Origin of the sequence: Streptomyces sp. NPDC051133 (genome assembly GCF_040682635.1) — a bacterium.
Lineage (GTDB): Bacteria > Actinomycetota > Actinomycetes > Streptomycetales > Streptomycetaceae > Streptomyces.
Map to the genome: position 1 here is coordinate 20,401 of NZ_JBFBBK010000024.1, position 17,679 is coordinate 38,079.

General features: G+C 71.3%; 20 protein-coding genes. 17 read left to right on the forward strand and 3 right to left on the reverse strand.

Features of this window, described 5'->3' with window-relative positions; translation table 11 throughout:
• Nucleotides 1-100: 100 nt before the first annotated feature.
• Complete coding sequence (locus tag AB0N17_RS24260; RefSeq protein ID WP_366013548.1) at nt 101-1,825, reverse strand: glycoside hydrolase family 18 protein; 1,725 nt, start codon at nt 1,823-1,825, stop codon at nt 101-103.
• Nucleotides 1,826-2,142: 317 nt separating this feature from the next.
• Here AB0N17_RS24260 and AB0N17_RS24265 point away from each other — a divergent pair, with 317 nt between their 5' ends.
• From AB0N17_RS24265 to AB0N17_RS24330, 14 genes are all read left to right on the forward strand, one after another.
• A complete protein-coding gene (locus AB0N17_RS24265; protein ID WP_366013549.1) occupies nt 2,143-3,003 on the forward strand; it encodes a hypothetical protein in 861 nt (286 codons plus the stop codon).
• Between the two features lie 61 nt (nt 3,004-3,064).
• On the forward strand, nt 3,065-3,772 hold the full coding sequence (gene cpaB, locus AB0N17_RS24270) for a Flp pilus assembly protein CpaB (RefSeq protein WP_366013550.1): 708 nt from the start codon (nt 3,065-3,067) through the stop codon (nt 3,770-3,772).
• A 12-nt stretch (nt 3,773-3,784) separates the two neighbouring features.
• A complete protein-coding gene (locus AB0N17_RS24275) occupies nt 3,785-5,020 on the forward strand; it encodes a P-loop NTPase (RefSeq protein ID WP_366013551.1) in 1,236 nt (411 codons plus the stop codon).
• Nucleotides 5,021-5,075: 55 nt separating this feature from the next.
• A complete protein-coding gene (locus AB0N17_RS24280; RefSeq protein WP_366013658.1) occupies nt 5,076-5,405 on the forward strand; it encodes a pilus assembly protein in 330 nt (109 codons plus the stop codon).
• A gap of 1 nt (nt 5,406) precedes the next feature.
• Nucleotides 5,407-5,922, forward strand: a complete 516-nt coding sequence (locus AB0N17_RS24285) for a TadE/TadG family type IV pilus assembly protein (RefSeq protein ID WP_366013552.1) — start codon at nt 5,407-5,409, stop codon at nt 5,920-5,922.
• 18 nt (nt 5,923-5,940) lie between these two features.
• The gene (locus tag AB0N17_RS24290) at nt 5,941-7,278 is read left to right on the forward strand and encodes a CpaF family protein (RefSeq protein WP_366013553.1); all 1,338 of its coding nucleotides are present in this window, start codon (nt 5,941-5,943) and stop codon (nt 7,276-7,278) included.
• 7 nt (nt 7,279-7,285) lie between these two features.
• The gene (locus AB0N17_RS24295) at nt 7,286-8,230 is read left to right on the forward strand and encodes a type II secretion system F family protein (RefSeq protein ID WP_366013554.1); all 945 of its coding nucleotides are present in this window, start codon (nt 7,286-7,288) and stop codon (nt 8,228-8,230) included.
• A 10-nt stretch (nt 8,231-8,240) separates the two neighbouring features.
• Nucleotides 8,241-9,128 (forward strand): DUF5936 domain-containing protein, encoded by an 888-nt coding sequence (locus tag AB0N17_RS24300; RefSeq protein ID WP_366013555.1) that lies wholly within the window; start codon nt 8,241-8,243, stop codon nt 9,126-9,128.
• A gap of 25 nt (nt 9,129-9,153) precedes the next feature.
• Nucleotides 9,154-10,584: a histidine kinase gene (locus AB0N17_RS24305; protein WP_366013556.1), complete on the forward strand. Its 1,431-nt coding sequence runs from the start codon at nt 9,154-9,156 to the stop codon at nt 10,582-10,584.
• 12 nt (nt 10,585-10,596) lie between these two features.
• The gene (locus tag AB0N17_RS24310; protein ID WP_366013557.1) at nt 10,597-11,343 is read left to right on the forward strand and encodes a response regulator transcription factor; all 747 of its coding nucleotides are present in this window, start codon (nt 10,597-10,599) and stop codon (nt 11,341-11,343) included.
• Nucleotides 11,344-11,441: 98 nt separating this feature from the next.
• Nucleotides 11,442-11,639 (forward strand): hypothetical protein, encoded by a 198-nt coding sequence (locus AB0N17_RS24315; RefSeq protein ID WP_366013659.1) that lies wholly within the window; start codon nt 11,442-11,444, stop codon nt 11,637-11,639.
• Complete coding sequence (locus AB0N17_RS24320; RefSeq protein ID WP_366013660.1) at nt 11,636-12,226, forward strand: pilus assembly protein TadG-related protein; 591 nt, start codon at nt 11,636-11,638, stop codon at nt 12,224-12,226. The genes AB0N17_RS24315 and AB0N17_RS24320 overlap by 4 nt, the downstream gene beginning before the upstream one ends.
• A gap of 34 nt (nt 12,227-12,260) precedes the next feature.
• The gene (locus AB0N17_RS24325; RefSeq protein WP_366013558.1) at nt 12,261-12,842 is read left to right on the forward strand and encodes a hypothetical protein; all 582 of its coding nucleotides are present in this window, start codon (nt 12,261-12,263) and stop codon (nt 12,840-12,842) included.
• Between the two features lie 7 nt (nt 12,843-12,849).
• Nucleotides 12,850-13,473 (forward strand): OmpA family protein, encoded by a 624-nt coding sequence (locus tag AB0N17_RS24330; protein WP_366013559.1) that lies wholly within the window; start codon nt 12,850-12,852, stop codon nt 13,471-13,473.
• Between the two features lie 4 nt (nt 13,474-13,477).
• On the opposite strand, the gene AB0N17_RS24335 is transcribed toward AB0N17_RS24330, so the two are convergent.
• Both AB0N17_RS24335 and AB0N17_RS24340 read right to left on the reverse strand, forming a co-directional pair.
• Complete coding sequence (locus tag AB0N17_RS24335; RefSeq protein WP_366013560.1) at nt 13,478-13,891, reverse strand: DUF3224 domain-containing protein; 414 nt, start codon at nt 13,889-13,891, stop codon at nt 13,478-13,480.
• 9 nt (nt 13,892-13,900) lie between these two features.
• Nucleotides 13,901-14,299 carry a DUF192 domain-containing protein gene (locus AB0N17_RS24340; protein WP_366013561.1) on the reverse strand — a complete coding sequence of 133 codons (399 nt, stop codon included), beginning with the start codon at nt 14,297-14,299 and terminating at the stop codon, nt 13,901-13,903.
• A gap of 40 nt (nt 14,300-14,339) precedes the next feature.
• Here AB0N17_RS24340 and AB0N17_RS24345 point away from each other — a divergent pair, with 40 nt between their 5' ends.
• The 3 genes from AB0N17_RS24345 to AB0N17_RS24355 all read left to right on the forward strand — a co-directional run bounded on the left by AB0N17_RS24345 (nt 14,340) and on the right by AB0N17_RS24355 (nt 17,675).
• The gene (locus AB0N17_RS24345; protein WP_366013562.1) at nt 14,340-15,248 is read left to right on the forward strand and encodes an LLM class flavin-dependent oxidoreductase; all 909 of its coding nucleotides are present in this window, start codon (nt 14,340-14,342) and stop codon (nt 15,246-15,248) included.
• 188 nt (nt 15,249-15,436) lie between these two features.
• Nucleotides 15,437-16,228 carry a class I SAM-dependent methyltransferase gene (locus AB0N17_RS24350; RefSeq protein ID WP_366013563.1) on the forward strand — a complete coding sequence of 264 codons (792 nt, stop codon included), beginning with the start codon at nt 15,437-15,439 and terminating at the stop codon, nt 16,226-16,228.
• Between the two features lie 673 nt (nt 16,229-16,901).
• On the forward strand, nt 16,902-17,675 hold the full coding sequence (locus tag AB0N17_RS24355) for an isoprenyl transferase (protein WP_366013564.1): 774 nt from the start codon (nt 16,902-16,904) through the stop codon (nt 17,673-17,675).
• Nucleotides 17,676-17,679: the final 4 nt, after the last annotated feature.

Genomic DNA, 17,679 nt, shown 5'->3' on the forward strand with positions numbered 1-17,679 from the left:
AGGTTCGGCCGGATCCGGACCCCACGTCCGCACACGACAGCGCCCGGACCCACCAGGCCCGGGCGCCGAAGGCGTTGCTCAGGAACGGGAGCCGCTCATCTCACGGCAGCGCATGCACATGCGCCCCCACCGTGTTCGACCACGCGTTGCCCGACGACGCGTCCCAGTTCGTCGACCAGGTCATCGCGCCCCGCAGGTCGGGGTAGGTCCTGGACGGCTTGAAGGTGCCGCAGTTGGTGCCGGCCGTCAGGCAGTCCAGGGCGTTGTTCACGACCGTCGGGGAGACGTAGCCGCTGCCCGCCGCGCTGGTCGAGGCCGGGAGGCCGAGGCCCACCTGGGAGGGGGCGAGGCCGCCCTGGAGCTGGATGCAGGCGAGGGCCGTCAGGAAGTCGACCGAGCCCTGGCTGTAGACCTTGCCGTCGCAGCCCAGCATGGAACCGCTGTTGTAGTACTGCATGTTGACGACCGTGAGGATGTCCTTGATGTTCAGGGCCGTCTGGAAGTAGCCGTTCGACGTGGACTGCATGTCGATCGTCTGGGGAGCCATCGTGATGACGAGGGACGAGCCCGCCTTCGACGACAGCGCCCGCAGCGCCTGGGTCATGTAGGTCGCGTTCAGGCCGTTCTCCAGGTCGATGTCGACGCCGTCGAAGCCGTACGTCTGCATCAGGGAGTAGACCGAGTTCGCGAAGTTCGTCGCCGAGGCCGAGTCGTTGATCGACACCGTGCCGTTCTGGCCGCCGATGGAGACGATGACCTTCTTGCCCGCCGCCTGCTTGGCCTTGATGTCCGCCTTGAACTGGTCGGCCGTGTAGCCGCCGAGGCCGGAGGAGTCGAGGGTGAAGGACACCGCGCCCGGGGTCGACGTCGCGTCCGCGAAGGCCACCGCGACGATGTCGTACGACGACGGGACGTCCGACAGCTTCTGGACCTTCGCGCCGTTGTTGAAGTTCTGCCAGTAGCCGGTCACCGCGTGCTTCGGCAGACCTCCGCCGGTCCCGCCGCCACCGCTGCCGGAGGACGCCGTCGTGCCGGTCACCGTCGCCGACTTCGCGGACTCGCCCGCCGCGTTCGTCGCCGTCACCTGGAAGCTGTACGAGGTGGCGGCCGACAGGCCGGTGACCGTCGCCGACGTGCCGGTCGCCGAGGTGACCTTCGTGCCGTCGCGGTAGACGTTGTAGCCCGTCGCGCCCGTGACCCCGCTCCAGGACAGCGACACCGACGACGACGTCGTACCGGAGACGGACAGGCCGGCCGGCGCGGACGGGACCGTCGGGGCCGGGTCGCCGCCTCCGCCGCCGTCGGGGCCGTAGACCGAGACGTCGTCGGCGTAGTAGGCGGCCTGGCCGTACCAGCCGTGGGTGTAGACCGTGACCGAGGTCGTCGACGCGCCCGTGGTGAAGGTCGTGGAGAGCTGCTTCCAGGACGTGGTGTCGGGGGTCCAGGTCGAGACGTCCGTCGTGCCGGTGCCGGTCACTCCCAGGTAGGAGTAGCCGCCCTGCACCCATGCGCTGAGCGTGTAGGCCGAGTTGGGCTTGACCGCGACCGACTGGGTGCACTGGGCGTTGTCCTGCCCGGCCGGGGTGGCCTTGAGGGCGGAGGAGCCGGAGTGGGCCGGGGAGGAGACGGTCGTGCCGCTGCCGGCCGTGCACGTCCAGTTGGTCAGGCCGGACTCGAAGCCCGCGTTCCTGACGTTGTTGACGTCCGCCGCGGAGGCGGGTGCCGCGGAGGCGAGGCCCGCGACCGAGAGGGCCAGGGCGGTGGCGGCGGACCATGTCGCGAGCCGCCGTCTGCGGGGTCTGGGTATGCCTGGAGCGCGGTCCACTGGGGCCTCCGGTGGGGAAGTCGGGTGGGGAAGGCGGGAGGAGGGGGATGAGCGACGGTGGCCACCGCTGGGTACAAGTTGGTCCAGACCAATCCCCGTGTCAATAGGTCCAGACCAGAGGGGGTCAGAGAGGGAAGCTCAACCTGTCCGGTTTTGGCGGTACTTGTGCCAAGAGAGTTCCACGCGAGCTTCACAAACGCTGTTCTCCGGCCAGACGGCCGTGGATACAGTGCTCAGGTAGTCACGCAGTGAAGTCGGCCCGGCGTACGAGAGTGACACGGGCGGGCCGGCGGGGTGTGAGGAGCGGGGAGCTGCGCGTGCCAACTGCCATCGCCGTGACCAGTGCCGACATGGCGCTGTCGGCACAGGACGAACGGAGCGTGCCCGCCGTCGTGTTGAGCGACCTGGACCGGCGCCCGCTGGAACAGGCCCTCACGGAACTGCATGCCCTCACCGAGCAGCACGGGTACCTGATCGTCGTCTGCTCCCCGGCCACCCCCGAGCCCGTCCTGCGGCGGCTGCACACCCTGCGCGCGCTGCTGGAGAGCGACCGCATCGCCGTCTTCCGGCCCGAGCTGCCGCCCCTCGGCACGGCCGTCCTGGCCCGGCAGCTGCGCCAGCTCGCCTCCTGCGACCTCAGCCCGGGCGTGCTCGCCTCCGCCGGACGGCTGCTCACCCACTACCTGCACGCCGGTGCCGTCCTCGGCTCCGTCGCCCGGCTGGACCGGGTGCCGGTCGGACTGAAGGCGCACGCCAAGTCGTGGATGCCCGGGAGCCAGTTCGCCGTGCTCGCCCACCCGGAGCCGCAGCTCGTCAAGGTCGGACCCGACGTCACCCTCGGGGGACCCGAGTTCGACACCTGGATGGTCCTCGCCAGGGGGCAACTGCAGAGCGACTGGGTCGCTGGGCTCGGCACGCGCTGGAGCGTGCAGGGACTGCGCGAGGTGCCGCTGCCCGCCGAGTCCGCGGCGTGGTGGGGGACCGGCCGGATGGTCGAGTTCTGCAGCTACCTCGCCGACCTCTCCGTCCTCTACCAGCTCGTCACCTCGGTCCGGCAGACCGGCTGCCACTGGTGCGGCCTCGACGTCATCGGCGACCGCTGCGTCTTCTGCTCCGCCCTGCCACCGGTGTACGAGCCGCCCGCACCCCGCGCCCTGGAGCAGCGCGCGCCCGCCTGACCCGCGTACCCGACCACTCACATCCCGCTCGACCGATTCCCCCAATGAGGTTGCACGGTTCATGAACTCCCGTCAGCGCCGCGGCGTGATACTCCTGATCCTGTCGGTCCTGTGCGCTCTCGGCGCGTTCGCCGGCGTGCTCTCCGTCGTCCACGACGCGAATTCCAAGGTCGGCCCCGAGGTCACCGCCTACCGGGTGCGGTCCGACGTGAAGCCGTACACCACCCTGGACGCGGGGCAGTTCGAGAAGGTCGCGATGCCCAGGCGGTGGCTGTCGGGCACCGCCGTCACCGACCTCCGCCAGATTCAGGGCAAGATCGCCGTGACCACCCTGCGGGCGGGTTCGCTGCTGCAGACCGACATGATCGTCGACCAGCCCGCCCTCCAGCCCGGCCAGCAGGAGGTCGCCATCATGATCGACGCGGCCACCGGTGTGGCCGGGAAGATCACCCCGGGCGCCAGGGTCAACGTGTACGCCACCTTCCAGGGGAAGAAGGAGGGCGATCCGGACCAGTCGAAGATCATCGTCACCGACGCGCGCGTGCTCGACGTCGGCCGGATCACCGCCCTCGAACCCGACAGCGGCAAGAACCAGCAGCAGCCCGGCGAGGCCGTCCCCATCACCTTCGCGCTGTCCACCCTCGACGCCCAGCGCATCACCTACGCCGAGTCCTTCGCCCAGCGCGTCCGGCTGGCGCTGGTGGCGCCCGGCGGCGAGACCGGCGTCCCCGACAAGGACCGCACCTACGAACTCGCGACGGACAAGTGAGAGGCGGCCCGCATGCCCACCAGGATCCTCCCGGCGGGAGCGGACCCGGACGCGGTCCGCTCCCTCACCACCCTGCTCAGCCAGCTCCCCGACGCCGAACCCCAGCCCCCGGTCACCGACTCCACCCAGCTGGTGGACCTCCTCGCCCGGCTCGCCGCCGAGTCGATCGACGAACTCCCCGAAGTGGTCGTCGTCCATGAGCGGATCGGACCGGTCCCGGCCCTGGAGCTGATCCGCGAGGTCGCCCTGCGCTTCCCCGCCGTCGGCGTCATCCTCGTCACCACCGACGCGAGCCCCGGCCTGTTCTCCGCCGCCATGGACTCCGGCGCCCGCGGCCTGGTCGCGCTCCCGCTGTCGTACGAGGAGCTGGCGAGCCGCGTACAGGCCGTCGCCCAGTGGTCGACGGGGGTACGGCGCCATCTCGGGCACGGCGGCGAGGTGTTCGCCGGTGTGGGCGGCACGGTCGTCACCGTCAGCGGGGCCAAGGGCGGTGTCGGTGCGACCCTGACCGCGGTCCAGCTGGCCCTCGCCGCGCAGGCCTCCGGCCGTCCCACCGCCCTGGTCGACCTGGACCTGCAGACCGGCGACGTCGCCTCCTACCTGGACATCCAGTTCCGCCGGTCGGTGGTCGACCTCGCCGCCATCACCGACATCTCGCCCCGCGTCCTCGCCGACGCCGTCTTCCGCCACGACACCGGGCTCGCGCTCCTGCTCGCCCCGGCCGAGGGCGAACGCGGCGAGGAGGTCACCGAGCGCGCCGCCCGCCAGATCGTCAGCGCCCTGCGCTCCCGCTACGAGGTGGTCGTGGTGGACTGCGGCGCCCAGCTCAGCGGGGCCGGTGCGGCGGCCGTCGAGATGGCCGACACCGCGCTGCTCGTCACCACCCCGGACGTGATCGCCGTACGCGCCGCCAAACGGGCCGTACGGATGTGGGACCGGCTGCAGATCCGCAAGGCCGAGGAGACGACCGTGGTCGTCAACCGGCACACGCGCGGCGCCGAGATCCAGCCCGCCCTCGTGCAGCGCATCACCGGCACGGCCCTGGCGCGTACGGCCGTACCGGCCAACTTCAAGGAACTGCAGGCCGTCGTGGACGCGGGCCGGGTCCACGAGCTGGACGGCAAGAGCACCGTGAAGCAGGCGCTGTGGGGGCTCGCCGGTGAGCTGGGGCTGGCGAAGACGGCCGAGGGAGCCTCGCACCGGGGGGCCGGCCGGGGCGCCGGCGGCTTTCGGCGGCGGAAGGAGTGAGCGGCCCGTGAAACGGGGTGACGACCGCGGCCAGGTGAGCATCGAGTTCCTGGGGATGACGCCGCTGATCGTTCTGACGTTGGTGCTCGTGTGGCAGGCAGTGCTGGTGGGGTACACCTTCACGCTCGCCGGGAATGCTGCGGACGAGGCGGTGCGGGCGGGTACGGCGGCACCGCCGGGGGGCGCGCGTCAGGCGGCGTGCGCGGCGGCGGGGCTGAAGGACCTGTCGTCGGCGTGGAAAGGGGGTGCCGAGGTGAAGTGCAGCGCGAGCGGCTACGTGACGGCCGACGTCACCCTGCACGTCCCCGTCCTCTTCCCGGGGCTGATCGACTTCCCGGCCCGGGTGACCGGCCACGCCGGTGCCGTGGAGGAGGTGAAGCGCTGAGATGACGTACCGCCGTCGACGCGCCGACGCATCCGCCCACGACCGTGACCGCGACCGCGACCGCGACCGTGACCGTGACCGGGGCCGCTTTCGCGCCCGCGACCGTACCCGCACCCGTGACCGCGCCCACGACCGGAGCCGCTCCCGCTCCCGTGACCGCGCCCGGAGCCGCTCCCGCACCCGTGACCGCGCCCGCGACCGGGGCCAAGTCGCCATCGAGTACCTGGGGTTCATCCCCGTCCTGCTGATCGTCGGGCTGGCCGGGTTCCAGATCGGGGCCGTCGCCTACGCCGCCGAGCAGGCCGGCACGGCGGCCCGGGCGGGAGCGCGGGCCGCCTCCTTGCGGCAGTCCTATGCGCAGGCCTGCGCGGACGCGGTGAGCGGCGGCATCACGGTGAGCTGCTCGTCCGCCGAGGGGGCGGACGCCGTCACCGTCACCGCGACCGTCCACATCCCCCGGATCGTCTGGGATCTCGGCAACGCCACCAAGTCCGCCACCATGCCGCTCGACCACTAAGCGAGGAGTCGCCGACCCATGAGTCTGCGGGCACGCATCAGCACTCCGGAGGAGCAGGGCAGCCGGGGCGAGGACGGGCATCTGGTCGCCTCCTACCGGGCCAAGCTGCTGGAGGAGATCGACCTCGCGGAGATGAGTTCGCTCGCGGCGGCCGAGCGCCGGGCACGGCTGGAGCGGGTGCTCGGGCACATCATCAGCCGCGAGGGCCCGGTCCTGTCGACGGTGGAGCGCTCCCAGCTGATCCGCCGGGTGGTGGACGAGGCGCTCGGGCTGGGCATCCTGGAACCCCTCCTGGAGGACGCGTCGATCACCGAGATCATGGTGAACGGCCCCGACGCGATCTTCGTCGAGCGCGGCGGACGCGTGGAGCAGCTGCCCCTGCGGTTCGTGTCGTCGGACCAGCTGATGCAGACCATCGAGCGGATCGTGTCGACGGTCAACCGCCGGGTGGACGAGTCCAACCCCATGGTGGACGCCCGGCTGCCCTCCGGCGAGCGCGTCAACGTCATCATCCCGCCGCTGTCGCTGACCGGCCCGATCCTCACCATCCGCCGCTTCCCGCGGTCCTTCACCCTCCAGGAGCTGATCTCCTTCGGCTCGCTGGACGAGCACATGGTGTACCTGCTGGCGGGGCTGGTGCAGGCGAAGTTCAACATCATCGTGTCGGGCGCCACCGGCACCGGCAAGACGACCCTCCTCAACGCGCTCTCCGGGCTGATCCCCTCCCACGAACGCATCATCACCATCGAGGACTCCGCCGAACTCCAGCTCCAGCAGACGCACGTGGTGCGCCTGGAGTCCCGGCCGCCGAACGTCGAGGGCAAGGGCCAGGTCACCATCCGCGACCTGGTCCGCAACTCGCTGCGGATGCGCCCCGACCGGATCGTGGTCGGTGAGGTCCGCGGCGGCGAGTCCCTCGACATGCTCCAGGCCATGTCCACCGGCCACGACGGATCGCTGGCGACCGTGCACGCCAACAGCGCCGAGGACGCGCTGACCAGGCTCCAGACCCTCGCCTCCATGTCCGACGTCGAGGTCCCCTTCGTCGCCCTGCACGACCAGATCAACAGCGCGGTCGACGTCATCGTCCAGCTCACCCGGTTCGCCGACGGCGCCCGCCGCATCACCGAGATCGCGCTGCTCGACAGCCACGGAGGGGAGCCGTACCGGCTGGCGACCGCGGCCCGCTTCGACGCCCGGCCCATGACACCGGACGGCCGTGTGTACGGCTCCTTCGCGTACTTCCCCCTGCCGCGCCGCACCGCCGACCGCCTGTACATGGCGAGCCAGCCCGTCCCGCAGGCCTTCGGCGTCGCCCACTCCGTCGACCAGCTCGCCACCCGAGAAGCCAGGTAGGCCACCCATGGAACTCCACACCCTCGTCCAGCTCACCACCGGCGTGACGCTGCTGACCTGCGTGCTCGCGGTGGCCGGCGTGCACGTCTACGCCTCGGGGAGGGCGCAGCGGGCCGCACTCGTCGACCGCCTCACCCACACCGGGCCGGCCTCCTTGACCGGCCGCAGGCGCCGCTTCCGCGACCTGGACCGGCGGCTGCGCCGTACCCGCCTCGGCCGCTGGCTTGAGCACCGCCTGGCGACCACGGGCCTGGACGTGACGCCGGGCGAGTTCTTCGTCTACATGCTCGTCACGGTCGCCGCGCTCTGGCTCATCGGCCAGGCCACCCTGGCCCCCTTCTTCGGACCGATCGCCGGACTGCTGGGCATCGGGGCGGCGGTCCAGTTCCTCAACTGGCAGCGGCAGAAACGCATCGAACGGTTCATCAACCAGCTCCCGGAGCTGGCCCGCATCCTCGCCAACGCCACCCAGGCCGGCCTCGCCCTGCGCACCGCGATCGGCATGGCGGCGGAGGAGCTGGAGGCACCCGCGGGGGAGGAACTGGGCAGGGTCGCCGACCGGCTGGCGATCGGCCACTCCCTGGAGGACGCGCTCGGCGAACTGGCCGGCCGCCTGCCGTCCCGCGAACTCGTCGTCCTGGTCACGACGCTGGTGCTGTCGAACCGGGCGGGCGGCCAGGTGGTGTCCGCGCTGCGGAACCTGACCGAGACGCTGGAGGAACGCAAGGAGACCCGGCGTGAGATCCGCACCCAGCTCTCCCAGGTGACCATGACGTCGTACGCCGTCCCGGTCCTCGGGATCGGCGCGCTGTTCCTGATGAACGGCGTCAAGGACGGCGCCCTGGCCCGGATGACCGGCTCACCGGCCGGCCAGGCCTGCGTGATCATCGCCTTCGGCATGTACGCCGTCGGCTTCGTCCTCATCCGGCGCCTCAGCCGGATCGACGTGTGAGGGGCACCCCGTGGGACTCCTGCTCGCACTGCTGATGGGTGTCGCCGTCTGGGGCGCCTTCACCGGTATCCGCATGTACCGGGCGGACGCCAGGCTCCCCGGCGACCTCGCCGTCGCCCTGGAGGTCGGCGCCACCCGTACCGGCGCGGTGGGCTCGGTCATCGACCGGATGGGCATGCGCTACGCCCCCGCCGTGCTGCGCCTGATGGGCCCCCGCCTGGTCGCCAGGTACCGCCGCAAGATCGACCTCGCGGGCAACCCCGGCGGCCTGACCATCGACCGCTACGCGGCCCGCCGGGCGGTCTACGGCGCGCTGGGCGGCGTCGGCTTCCTGGTCTTCCTGCTGCGCGGCCAGTGGTTCGTGGCGCTGCTGCTGTTGCTGTTCGGGGCGTTCTGGACGGAGGTCGGCATCTGGTCGGCGATCCGCGTCCGCAAGGACGTCATCGAGCGCACACTGCCCGACTTCCTGGACGTGCTGGCGGTCGTGGTCAGCGCCGGGCTGGGCTTCCGGCAGGCCCTGGACCGGGTGGCCGCGCACTACGAGGGGCCGTGGGCCGACGAACTCCGCATCACGCTGCGCCAGATGGACCTGGGCATGAGCCGCCGCGAGGCCTTCGCGGAGCTGAGGCGGCGCAACGACTCGGAGCAGGTGGCGATGTTCGTGACGGCCCTGCAGCAGGGCGAGGAACTGGGCGCGCCGATCGTCGACACCCTGGTCTCCCTGGCCAAGGACATGCGCCGCACCGACGCCCAGAACGCCCGCCGCAAGGCCGCCCGGGCGGTGCCCAAGGCCACGCTGATGATCACCACGTTCATGGTCCCGGCGACGATGCTCCTGCTGGGCGCGGGCCTGCTGCTGGGCTCCGGCGTGGACTTCGGCTCACTCACGGGGAAGTGAGGGGCGGGTCGTGGCGGTGGCGGGGATGACGGGGCGCGGGGGCGGCGCCTCCTTCACGGACCGGCTGAGGGGGCTCGCGGGGTGGGCCGCAGGGCGCCCGGTGGCAGGGGAGCGGGGGGAGGGGGCGTCCGGTACGTCGGCCGGGGGACCGGTGGGCACGTCGGCCGGGGGACCGGTGGGCACGTCGGCCGGAGTGGTCACCGCCCCGTCCGCCGAGCTCTCCGAGAAGCTCCAGGTGCGCGCCCTGCAGGCCATGTGCCGTCAGGTCTTCGGCTTCCGGCTGGCGATGATCGTCCTGGCCGCCCCCGCCGCCCTGCTCAACGCGGCCCCGGGACTCGGCGTCCGCCTGGTCGGCGCGGCCGTGGTGGTCACCTTCATGGGGTCGTACGTCCTCTTCCGCGACTGGGAACGCTTCGGCCCCCTCCTCCTGCGCCACCCGACCCTCCTGGCCGCCGACACCCTCTTCGGTTCCCTCCTCCTGGTCTCGGCCGGCCCGGACACCACCCTCGCCTACGTCAGCGTCTGCACCCCGCTGCTGGCCGGGCTGGTCTACAGCTGGCGGGGCGCGGCCTGCTTCGCCTCGCTGCAGTCCCTGATCCTGCTCCTGGTCCACGCCACCCTGAAGGCCGACCGGCACGCCCCCGTCGCCGAGGCCCTCCTCCTGCCCGGCCTGTGCGTGATCGCCGGCGCGATGGGCTCGACCCTGCGCAACCTGATGCTCCGCTACGGCACCGCGACCCAGGCGCTGACCACGGCCCAGGCACGCCTGGCGGCGGCGGAGGCGGTGAGCGCGGAACGCGCCCGGCTGGCCCGGGAGATGCACGACTCCGTGGCCAAGACCCTGTACGGCGTGGCCCTGGCGGCAGACGGCCTGGCGACGACCGCCTCGGCTTCCGCCCCCGACCCGGCCCGCATCAAGGACCAGGCGGACCTGGTGTCCCGCTCGGCGCGCAGAGCGGCGGCGGAGTCACGGGAACTGCTGACGGAGCTACGACGGCAGGAGCCGGAACGACCGGCGGACGGGTCCCTCGGCCGGGAACTGAGGGCGCGCATCGGCGACTTCACGACCCGCACGCACCTTCAGGTGACATGCGACTGCGGTCCGCCCGAGGCCCTGCCCCTCCTGCCCGCCTCCACGGTCCGCCACCTGCTGGCCATCGCCACGGAGGCTCTGGAGAACGCCCACCGGCACGCGACCGCGACCCGCGTGGACGTACGCGTGACGGTCGACGGCGACCTGCTGCGCCTCACCATCCACGACGACGGCCGCGGCCTCCCGCCCGGCACGACCCTGGAACGGCTCCGCTCCCGCGGCCACTTCGGCCTGCTCGGCATGGTCGAACGGGCCGCGCAGACGGGCGCCCGCATCCGCATCGGCCGCGGCGGCCACGAACGCGGCACCGAGGTGCGCGTGGAGCTCCGCTCACCGGCCCTCCCCCCACCGACCGCCCTCTGAGAGGAGGCCCCGATGCAGCACCCCGACTTCCCCCCGCCCGCGCCGGCGTCCCAACCCCTGCGGCTGCTGGTGGCCGACGACAATCCCGTGGTCCGCGCCGGCCTCACGGCCCTGCTGTCGGGCCGCGCGGACACCACGGTGGTGGCGGAGGCGACGGACGGCCGCGAGGCGTACGAGGCGGCGGTACGGCACCGCCCGGACGTGATCCTCCTCGACGTCCGCATGCCCGGAGTCGACGGAATCTCGGCATTGCCGCACCTGGTACGGCTGGCCCCGGTCATGATGCTCACCTACAGCCACGAGACGGAGACCGTGCGGGAGGCGCTGCGGCTGGGGGCGGGGGGATACCTGGTGCACGGTGAGTTCACGACGGAGCAGCTGGTGCGGGCGGTACGGGATGTCCGGGAGGGACGGACGCATGTGACGCCGGGAGCGGCGGAGGCGTTACTGACAGAGTTGAGGATGAGTGCACCTGCACATGACCAGGATCAAATCCCGGTCGATGTAAGGGAAATACCCGCCAAATCCCTTTCGCAATTGCAATCACCTGTGGGACAGTCGTCTCGATCGCGGTTCCGGCTGAGTGAGAGGGAGGCGGAGATCATGGACCTCATCGCGTCCGGCATGACCAACCAGCAGATCGCCGCGGCCTGCTTCATCAGCGAGAAGACGGTGAAGAACCACATCAACCGCATCTTCGCCAAGCTCCAGAGCACCACGCGGTCCCAGGCCGCGGCGAAGTGGCTGGGGGTGGCGTGAGATGGAATGGGTCCGGGGTTGGGTCCTGGGACCCTCTGGTGGACGGCGCGTCGCGGCATACGTTGTCCGGATCGGAGGCGAACCCGGAGGGGACCACCATGAGCAACTGGTTCAACACCACCGTCGCGTATCTGCAGACCCGCGTCGCTCGCAGCGACAGGGGCCAGACCGCGGTGGAGTACCTGGGCATCATCGCGGTGGTCGTGGCGATCGTGCTGGCGATCACGGGGACGAGCATCGGACAGACGATCTTCGATGCGATCCGGAACAAGATCAGCGAGGTCACCGGCGGCTGACCCCCCGCCGTCGCGACGCAGGGCAGGCCTTCCCCATCTACATCACGGTGGTGGCGGGCCTGCTCTTTCTCGCTCTCGCCTACCTCGCGGTCGGCCAGGCGTCGGTGAACCGGAGCGGCGCCCAGACGGCTGCGGACGCGGCGGCCCTCGCGGCGGCCCAGAACGTGCGGGACCAGCTCACGGCCCAGTGGACGAAGGTTCTGAGCGACCCGAAGCAATGGCAGGACATCTTCGACGGCAGGTCACCGGTCGACGATCCATGTGGTCGGGCGGGCGAGCTCGCTTCCCGGAACGACGCCCAGCTGAACGCCTGTTTCTCCCCGGAGTTGATGAAGTACCAGGCCGATGTGACGACCACCAAGTCCGTCGGCCGGTCCGTCGTGCCCGGGTCCGAGAACTACAAGTCGAAGGCTTCCGCCACCGCCGAGATCGAACCCCTCTGCACCTTCGAGCTCCCCGAAAAGAGTGCCGACGGCGGCACGCTGCCCGAACTCACCTGCAAGGACAAGGTCTGGCATCTGAAGCCGGACGACACGACCGGGCTGCCGAAGTCGGAAGACCTCTTCGACGTCCACCTGGCCGACTGACGAGCGAACGATCGATGACGAAGGAAGCGGAGCGATGAGCATTCGGTTCACTGCGAAGGCCCGCAGGGGGATGGTCGCATTGACCGTTGCGGCCGGTCTGGCCGCCGGTGTGGCCGGATGCGGCGGAAGCGGCGGCGATGACAAGAAGCCGGAGCATTCAGCATCCGCTTCCCGAACGTCCGGCTCGGGCCCGACTACCCAGCAGGGCCAGTCGGACCAGCCGATGGCCGAGCTGAAGGGTTCGGACGGCCTGCTTCTCCAGGTCACCTCCGCGCAGCGCGATTCCGGAGGCTTCGTCACGGTGAACGGCACCCTGAAGAACGACGGGGCCAAGGATCTGCTCATCCCGGCAGCCCTCAGCGGCAACGAAACCGAGATCACCAGGAACGGCCCCTCCCTGGGAGGAGCCACCCTCGTCGACTCCAAGGGGAAGAAGCGGTACTACGTGCTGCGCGACACAGAAGGCCGCCCACTCACCACGACCGGCCTGGGCACGCTCAAGGGCGGTCAGTCCCTCCAGGTCTTCATGCAGTTCCCTTCCCCACCCGAGGACACCACCGAGGTGACCCTCCAACTGCCCACGTTCTCCAGCGGCACCATCAAGATCTCCGGGTGAGGCCCAAGTGACCACCACCCGCCTCACCCTCACCACCGCGGCCCTCCTCGTCGCCGCGACCCTCTACGCCACCCCGCCGGCCCAGGCCGACGACACCGACCCCAGTCAGCCCCCCGTGACCGAACCCTCCGCCACCGCCCCGGTGAAGATCGACCCCACCGACCCCGACCTCAAGCTCCCCGAGGGCGCCACCCTCGCCGCCCCCAAGGTGCTGGACATCAAGTCGGTCGTCGAGGACCAGAGCGGGGACGAACGGCGCGAGGACACCAACGCCGACGTCACCTTCGCGCTCCAGGCCGAAGTCCTCTTCGGCAAGGACAGCGCGAAACTCGGCGACGAGGCGAAGGCCCGTATCGCCACCATCGCCGAGGAGATCAAGAAGCAGAACGCCACCCAGGTCCGCGTCTTCGGCTTCACCGACGACCTCGGCTCCTCCGCCCACGGCGACGTCCTGTCCAGGCAACGCGCCAACGCCGTCCAGGCCGTCCTGGACCAGGACCTGAACGACCCGAACATCACCTTCGAGGTCCGCGGCTACGGCGAGCAGTACCCCATCGCCGACAACTCGACGGAGGAAGGCCGCAGGAAGAACCGCCGCGTCGAGGTCACCTTCCCCCGCACCCAGGAGTGAGCCGCTACGCGCCCACCTCGTACTCGAACCAGATCCGATGGGTGCCGTCCGCGTCGATCTCCAGGCCGCCGGCCCCTCGGATCCCGGCCAGCGCCCCGGTCCCGCTGCCCGGCACGATCACGAAGAAGTCGGCCTCTCTGCCCTCCCCGAGCGTCGTCCCGGAGTGCGCGAAGTTGAACGTACCGCTCCGCTCGCCCAGCGCCCCCTCGAAGGACTCCATGGCGACATACGTGCCGGTCGCACTGCCCTGGTCGTAGGCCGCGGTGAACAACGTCCCCGAGACCCCGGTCACCTCCCCCTCGTACCGCTTCCGCAGGGTGGCCACCCCGACGGGCACCGCCGTCTCCACCACCGGCTCCGGCAACCGCAGCTCCGCCGGAGTGAACTCCTCGACCGTGAACGTCCCTGAAGCTCTCATGCCGGAATGCTAGGACGGACCACTGACAACGCCCCCGGCCTCGACACTCACCCGCACCCCCGCCCGCAGCCCCCACCCCGCCATCACGCCCGCCTCCGCCTCCAGGACGTGCCGGGCCCGCAGGCGAGGGCGGCCCAGGCGGCCCGGGGGCATCGTGCGGACGGCGAGGACGGTCAGCCGGCGGTCCAGGTAGGCGACGTCGATCGGGATGCGCATGCCGAAGGTGTGCACCCCGCTCGCCGGGGACAGCAGCAGCGCCCCGTCGACCGCGTCCCGGCCCAGCAGCCCCTTCGTCCGGGCCCGGTAGGAGGCCGCGATCTCCAGGGGAAGGACGGCTCCCGGGTCCGCACCGCCCCCGGGCCCCGGCACGACCAGCCGTCCGGTGCCGTCCCGCCAGCGTCTGCCCACGTTCCCTCTTCCCGCCAACTCGCGCGTCACAGAAACCCAGTTGCTCCCTCCCTTCCTCCCCACTAGGAAGAGGTCCATGACTGGACTCGGTGTCGTCTTCCGCCCTCAGCTTCCGCCCGAGCGCCTGCGGGCGGTCGCCCGTGTCGCGGACGACGCGGGGCTCGAGGAACTGTGGCTGTGGGAGGACTGCTTCCTGGAGGGCGGGATCTCGACCGCCGCGGCCGCGCTCGCCTGGACCGAGCGGGTGCGGGTCGGCGTCGGACTGCTGCCCGTGCCCCTCAGGAACGTGGCGCTCACCGCGATGGAGGCCGCAACCCTGCACCGGATGTTCCCCGGCCGCGCGAGTGTCGTCGTCGGTCACGGCGTGCAGGACTGGATGGGGCAGGTCGGCGCCCGCGCCGCCTCCCCGCTCACGCTCCTCGGCGAGCACCTCGACGCCCTGCGCGCGTTGCTGCGCGGCGAACGGCTCACCGTGCGCGGCCGGTACGTCTCCCTGGACGACGTCGCTCTCGACTGGCCCCCGGAGCGGCCGGCACCCGTCCTCGCGGGCGCCACTGGGCCGCGTACGCTCCGCCTCTCCGGCGCCAGGGCCGACGGCACCGTCCTCACCGCCTCCACCTCGCCGGACGGCGTGCGGCGGGCCCGGCGGCTCATCGAGGAGGGACAGAAGGAGGCGGGGCGCGGCGAGCCGCACCAGGTCGTCGTCTATCTCCTCGCCGCCACGGGAGCCGACGCCGAGGCCCGGCTGCGGGCCGAACTCGTCGCGGAGGGACTGGCGCCGGCGTCCGGAGTGGGGGTCGCGGGGGACGCGGACGCCGTGGCCGCAGCCGTACGACGGCTCGTCGAGGCCGGTGCCGACACCGTGGTGCTGCAGCCGACCGGGGACGAGCCCGACCCGGAGGGCTTCGTGCGGTTCGCCGCCGAGGAGGTCCGGCCGCTGGTGCCGTAGCCACAGGTGCCGTAGCCGCAGGTCGCGAGGCGGTTGTCAGTGGCGGCTGCCACACTGCCTGCCATGACCGACGAGCGCGAGGAACACGGCGAAGTGAGCCTGCGGGGCGTCCGGGACGACGATGTCGGCTCCTCTCCCAGCCGGAAATGAGCAACCCCCCTCCGCGGTGTCCTGCGATCATGGCCGGCATGGCAGGAAACCGTTCGTTCGAGGACCTCGTGGCCGAGGGTGTCGCCGTGCCGACCGAGGGGTGGGACTTCTCGTGGTTCGAGGGGCGGGCCACCGAGGCGCGGCCGTCGTGGGGGTACGCCCGTTCGGCGGGGGAGCGGCTGGCCGGGACCGGTGCGAGGGCCGCGCTCGACATCCAGACCGGTGGCGGTGAGGTGCTGGACTTCGCGCTGGGCGCCGCCGAGCCGGCCCGGCCGGTGCTGGTCGCCGCGACGGAGGGCTGGCCGCCGAACGTGGCCAAGGCCACCGCCCTGCTGCGGCCCCGCGGTGTCGTGGTGGTCGCCGCCCCGGACGACGCGCCCCTGCCGTTCGCCGACGAGGCCTTCGACCTGGTGCTCAGCCGGCACCCGGTGCGCCCGCACTGGGACGAGATCGCCCGGGTGCTGCGGCCCGGCGGTACCTACTTCGCCCAGCACGTGGGACCGGCCAGCGTCTTCGAGCTGGTCGAGTTCTTCCTCGGGCCGCAGCCGGAGGAGGTGCGCACCGCCCGGGACCCCGAGCGGGAGCGGGCCGACGCCGAGGCGGCGGGCCTGGAGGTGGCCGGGCTGCGGGCGGAGCGGCTGCGGATGGAGTTCCACGACGTCGCCGCGGTCGTGCACTTCCTGCGCAAGGTGGTCTGGATGGTCCCCGGCTTCACGGTCGAGGCCTACGAGCCCCGGCTGCGCGCACTGCACGAACAGATCGAGCGGCAGGGCCCGTTCGTGGCGCACAGCGCCCGGCATCTCTTCGACGTCCGGAAACCGCCGTACTGACAGACAGGGATGAAAGGGGAGAGACGGCTCTCCTGTTCATCCGGTGTTCCCCCGGGGTTTCCACATCGTTATCGACCGCGGTTCACATCCGTCCCACAGGTCACGTAAGTTCAGACCAAGGTTATTCGCGTCAGCAAAGCTGCGCGGGCGGCACCGCGCAGTGGAGGGGGCTGCGCGGTGCTGTGAGCCCGAACGGCACCTCTCCGGCCGGTAGCGGAACCGTCAAGTCCACCGTTCGCCGACGGGGTAGCCCGTCGGAGGGACCCTCGGACAAGTCAGCGAACTATCCCCACAATGGCGCAAACCCTGCGATTCCCTTCACATCTGGCCGGTTTCGCCTGTGATTTCGCTGTGAATCGGCCAGGAAACCCCCCCGAATCGAGCATTCCGCACCCACCGGGGCGTCGCCGGGTGACTTCGGAGAGTAGTTGTGTGGCGCCGATGCACCCACCATCCCTTACGAAGGGTTATGGTGGAAACCCCCCCTCGGGCCGGTCCGTCTCCCCCCCACGGACCGGCCCGTTTTTCGTTGCGGACTTCCGGAACCTCTCCGCGGGGACCCACGTCCCACCCAAGGGGCTCGGGCCAAACCCCGGGCCATGCCCAAGCCCCCAGCAGGGGTAGGCTCAACGGCTCCGGCACCCCTATCCCGCGCCAACCCCCGGAGGGCCACGTGAACCTGCGCGACAAGCTGCGCAGCCTGCTCGTCAGGCTCTACGCACGCCGGGTGGAGGGCCACCTGGACCACGACCAGGTGCCCAAGCACATCGGCGTCATCATGGACGGCAACCGCCGCTGGGCGAAGGCGTCCGGCTCCACGACCGTCCACGGCCACCGGGCCGGTGCCGAGAAGATCGAGGAGTTCCTCGGCTGGTGCACCGAGACCGACGTCGAGGTCGTCACCCTGTGGCTGCTGTCCACGGACAACTTCGACCGCGCGCAGGACGAGCTCGTCCCGCTGCTCGGCATCATCGAGGACGTCGTCCGCACCCTCGCCGCCGACGGCCGCTGGCGGGTGCACCACGTCGGCACGTCCGACCTGCTGCCCTCTCCGATGCAGACCGCGCTGAAGGAGGCCGAGGAGGCCACCGCCCACATCGACGGAATACTCGTCAACGTGGCCATCGGCTACGGCGGCCGGCAGGAGATCGCCGACGCCGTGCGCTCCATGCTGGCCGACGCCCACGACAAGGGCGTGTCCATGGAGGACCTCGCCGACTCCGTCGACATCGACATGATCGGCCGTCACCTCTACACCGGCGCCCAGCCCGACCCGGACCTCGTCATCCGCACCAGCGGCGAGCAGCGGCTGTCCGGATTCATGCTCTGGCAGACCGCCCACTCGGAGTACTACTTCTGCGACGTGTTCTGGCCCGCCTTCCGCAAGGTGGACTTCCTGCGCGCCCTGCGCGACTACGCCGCACGTCACCGCCGCTACGGCGGCTGACCGC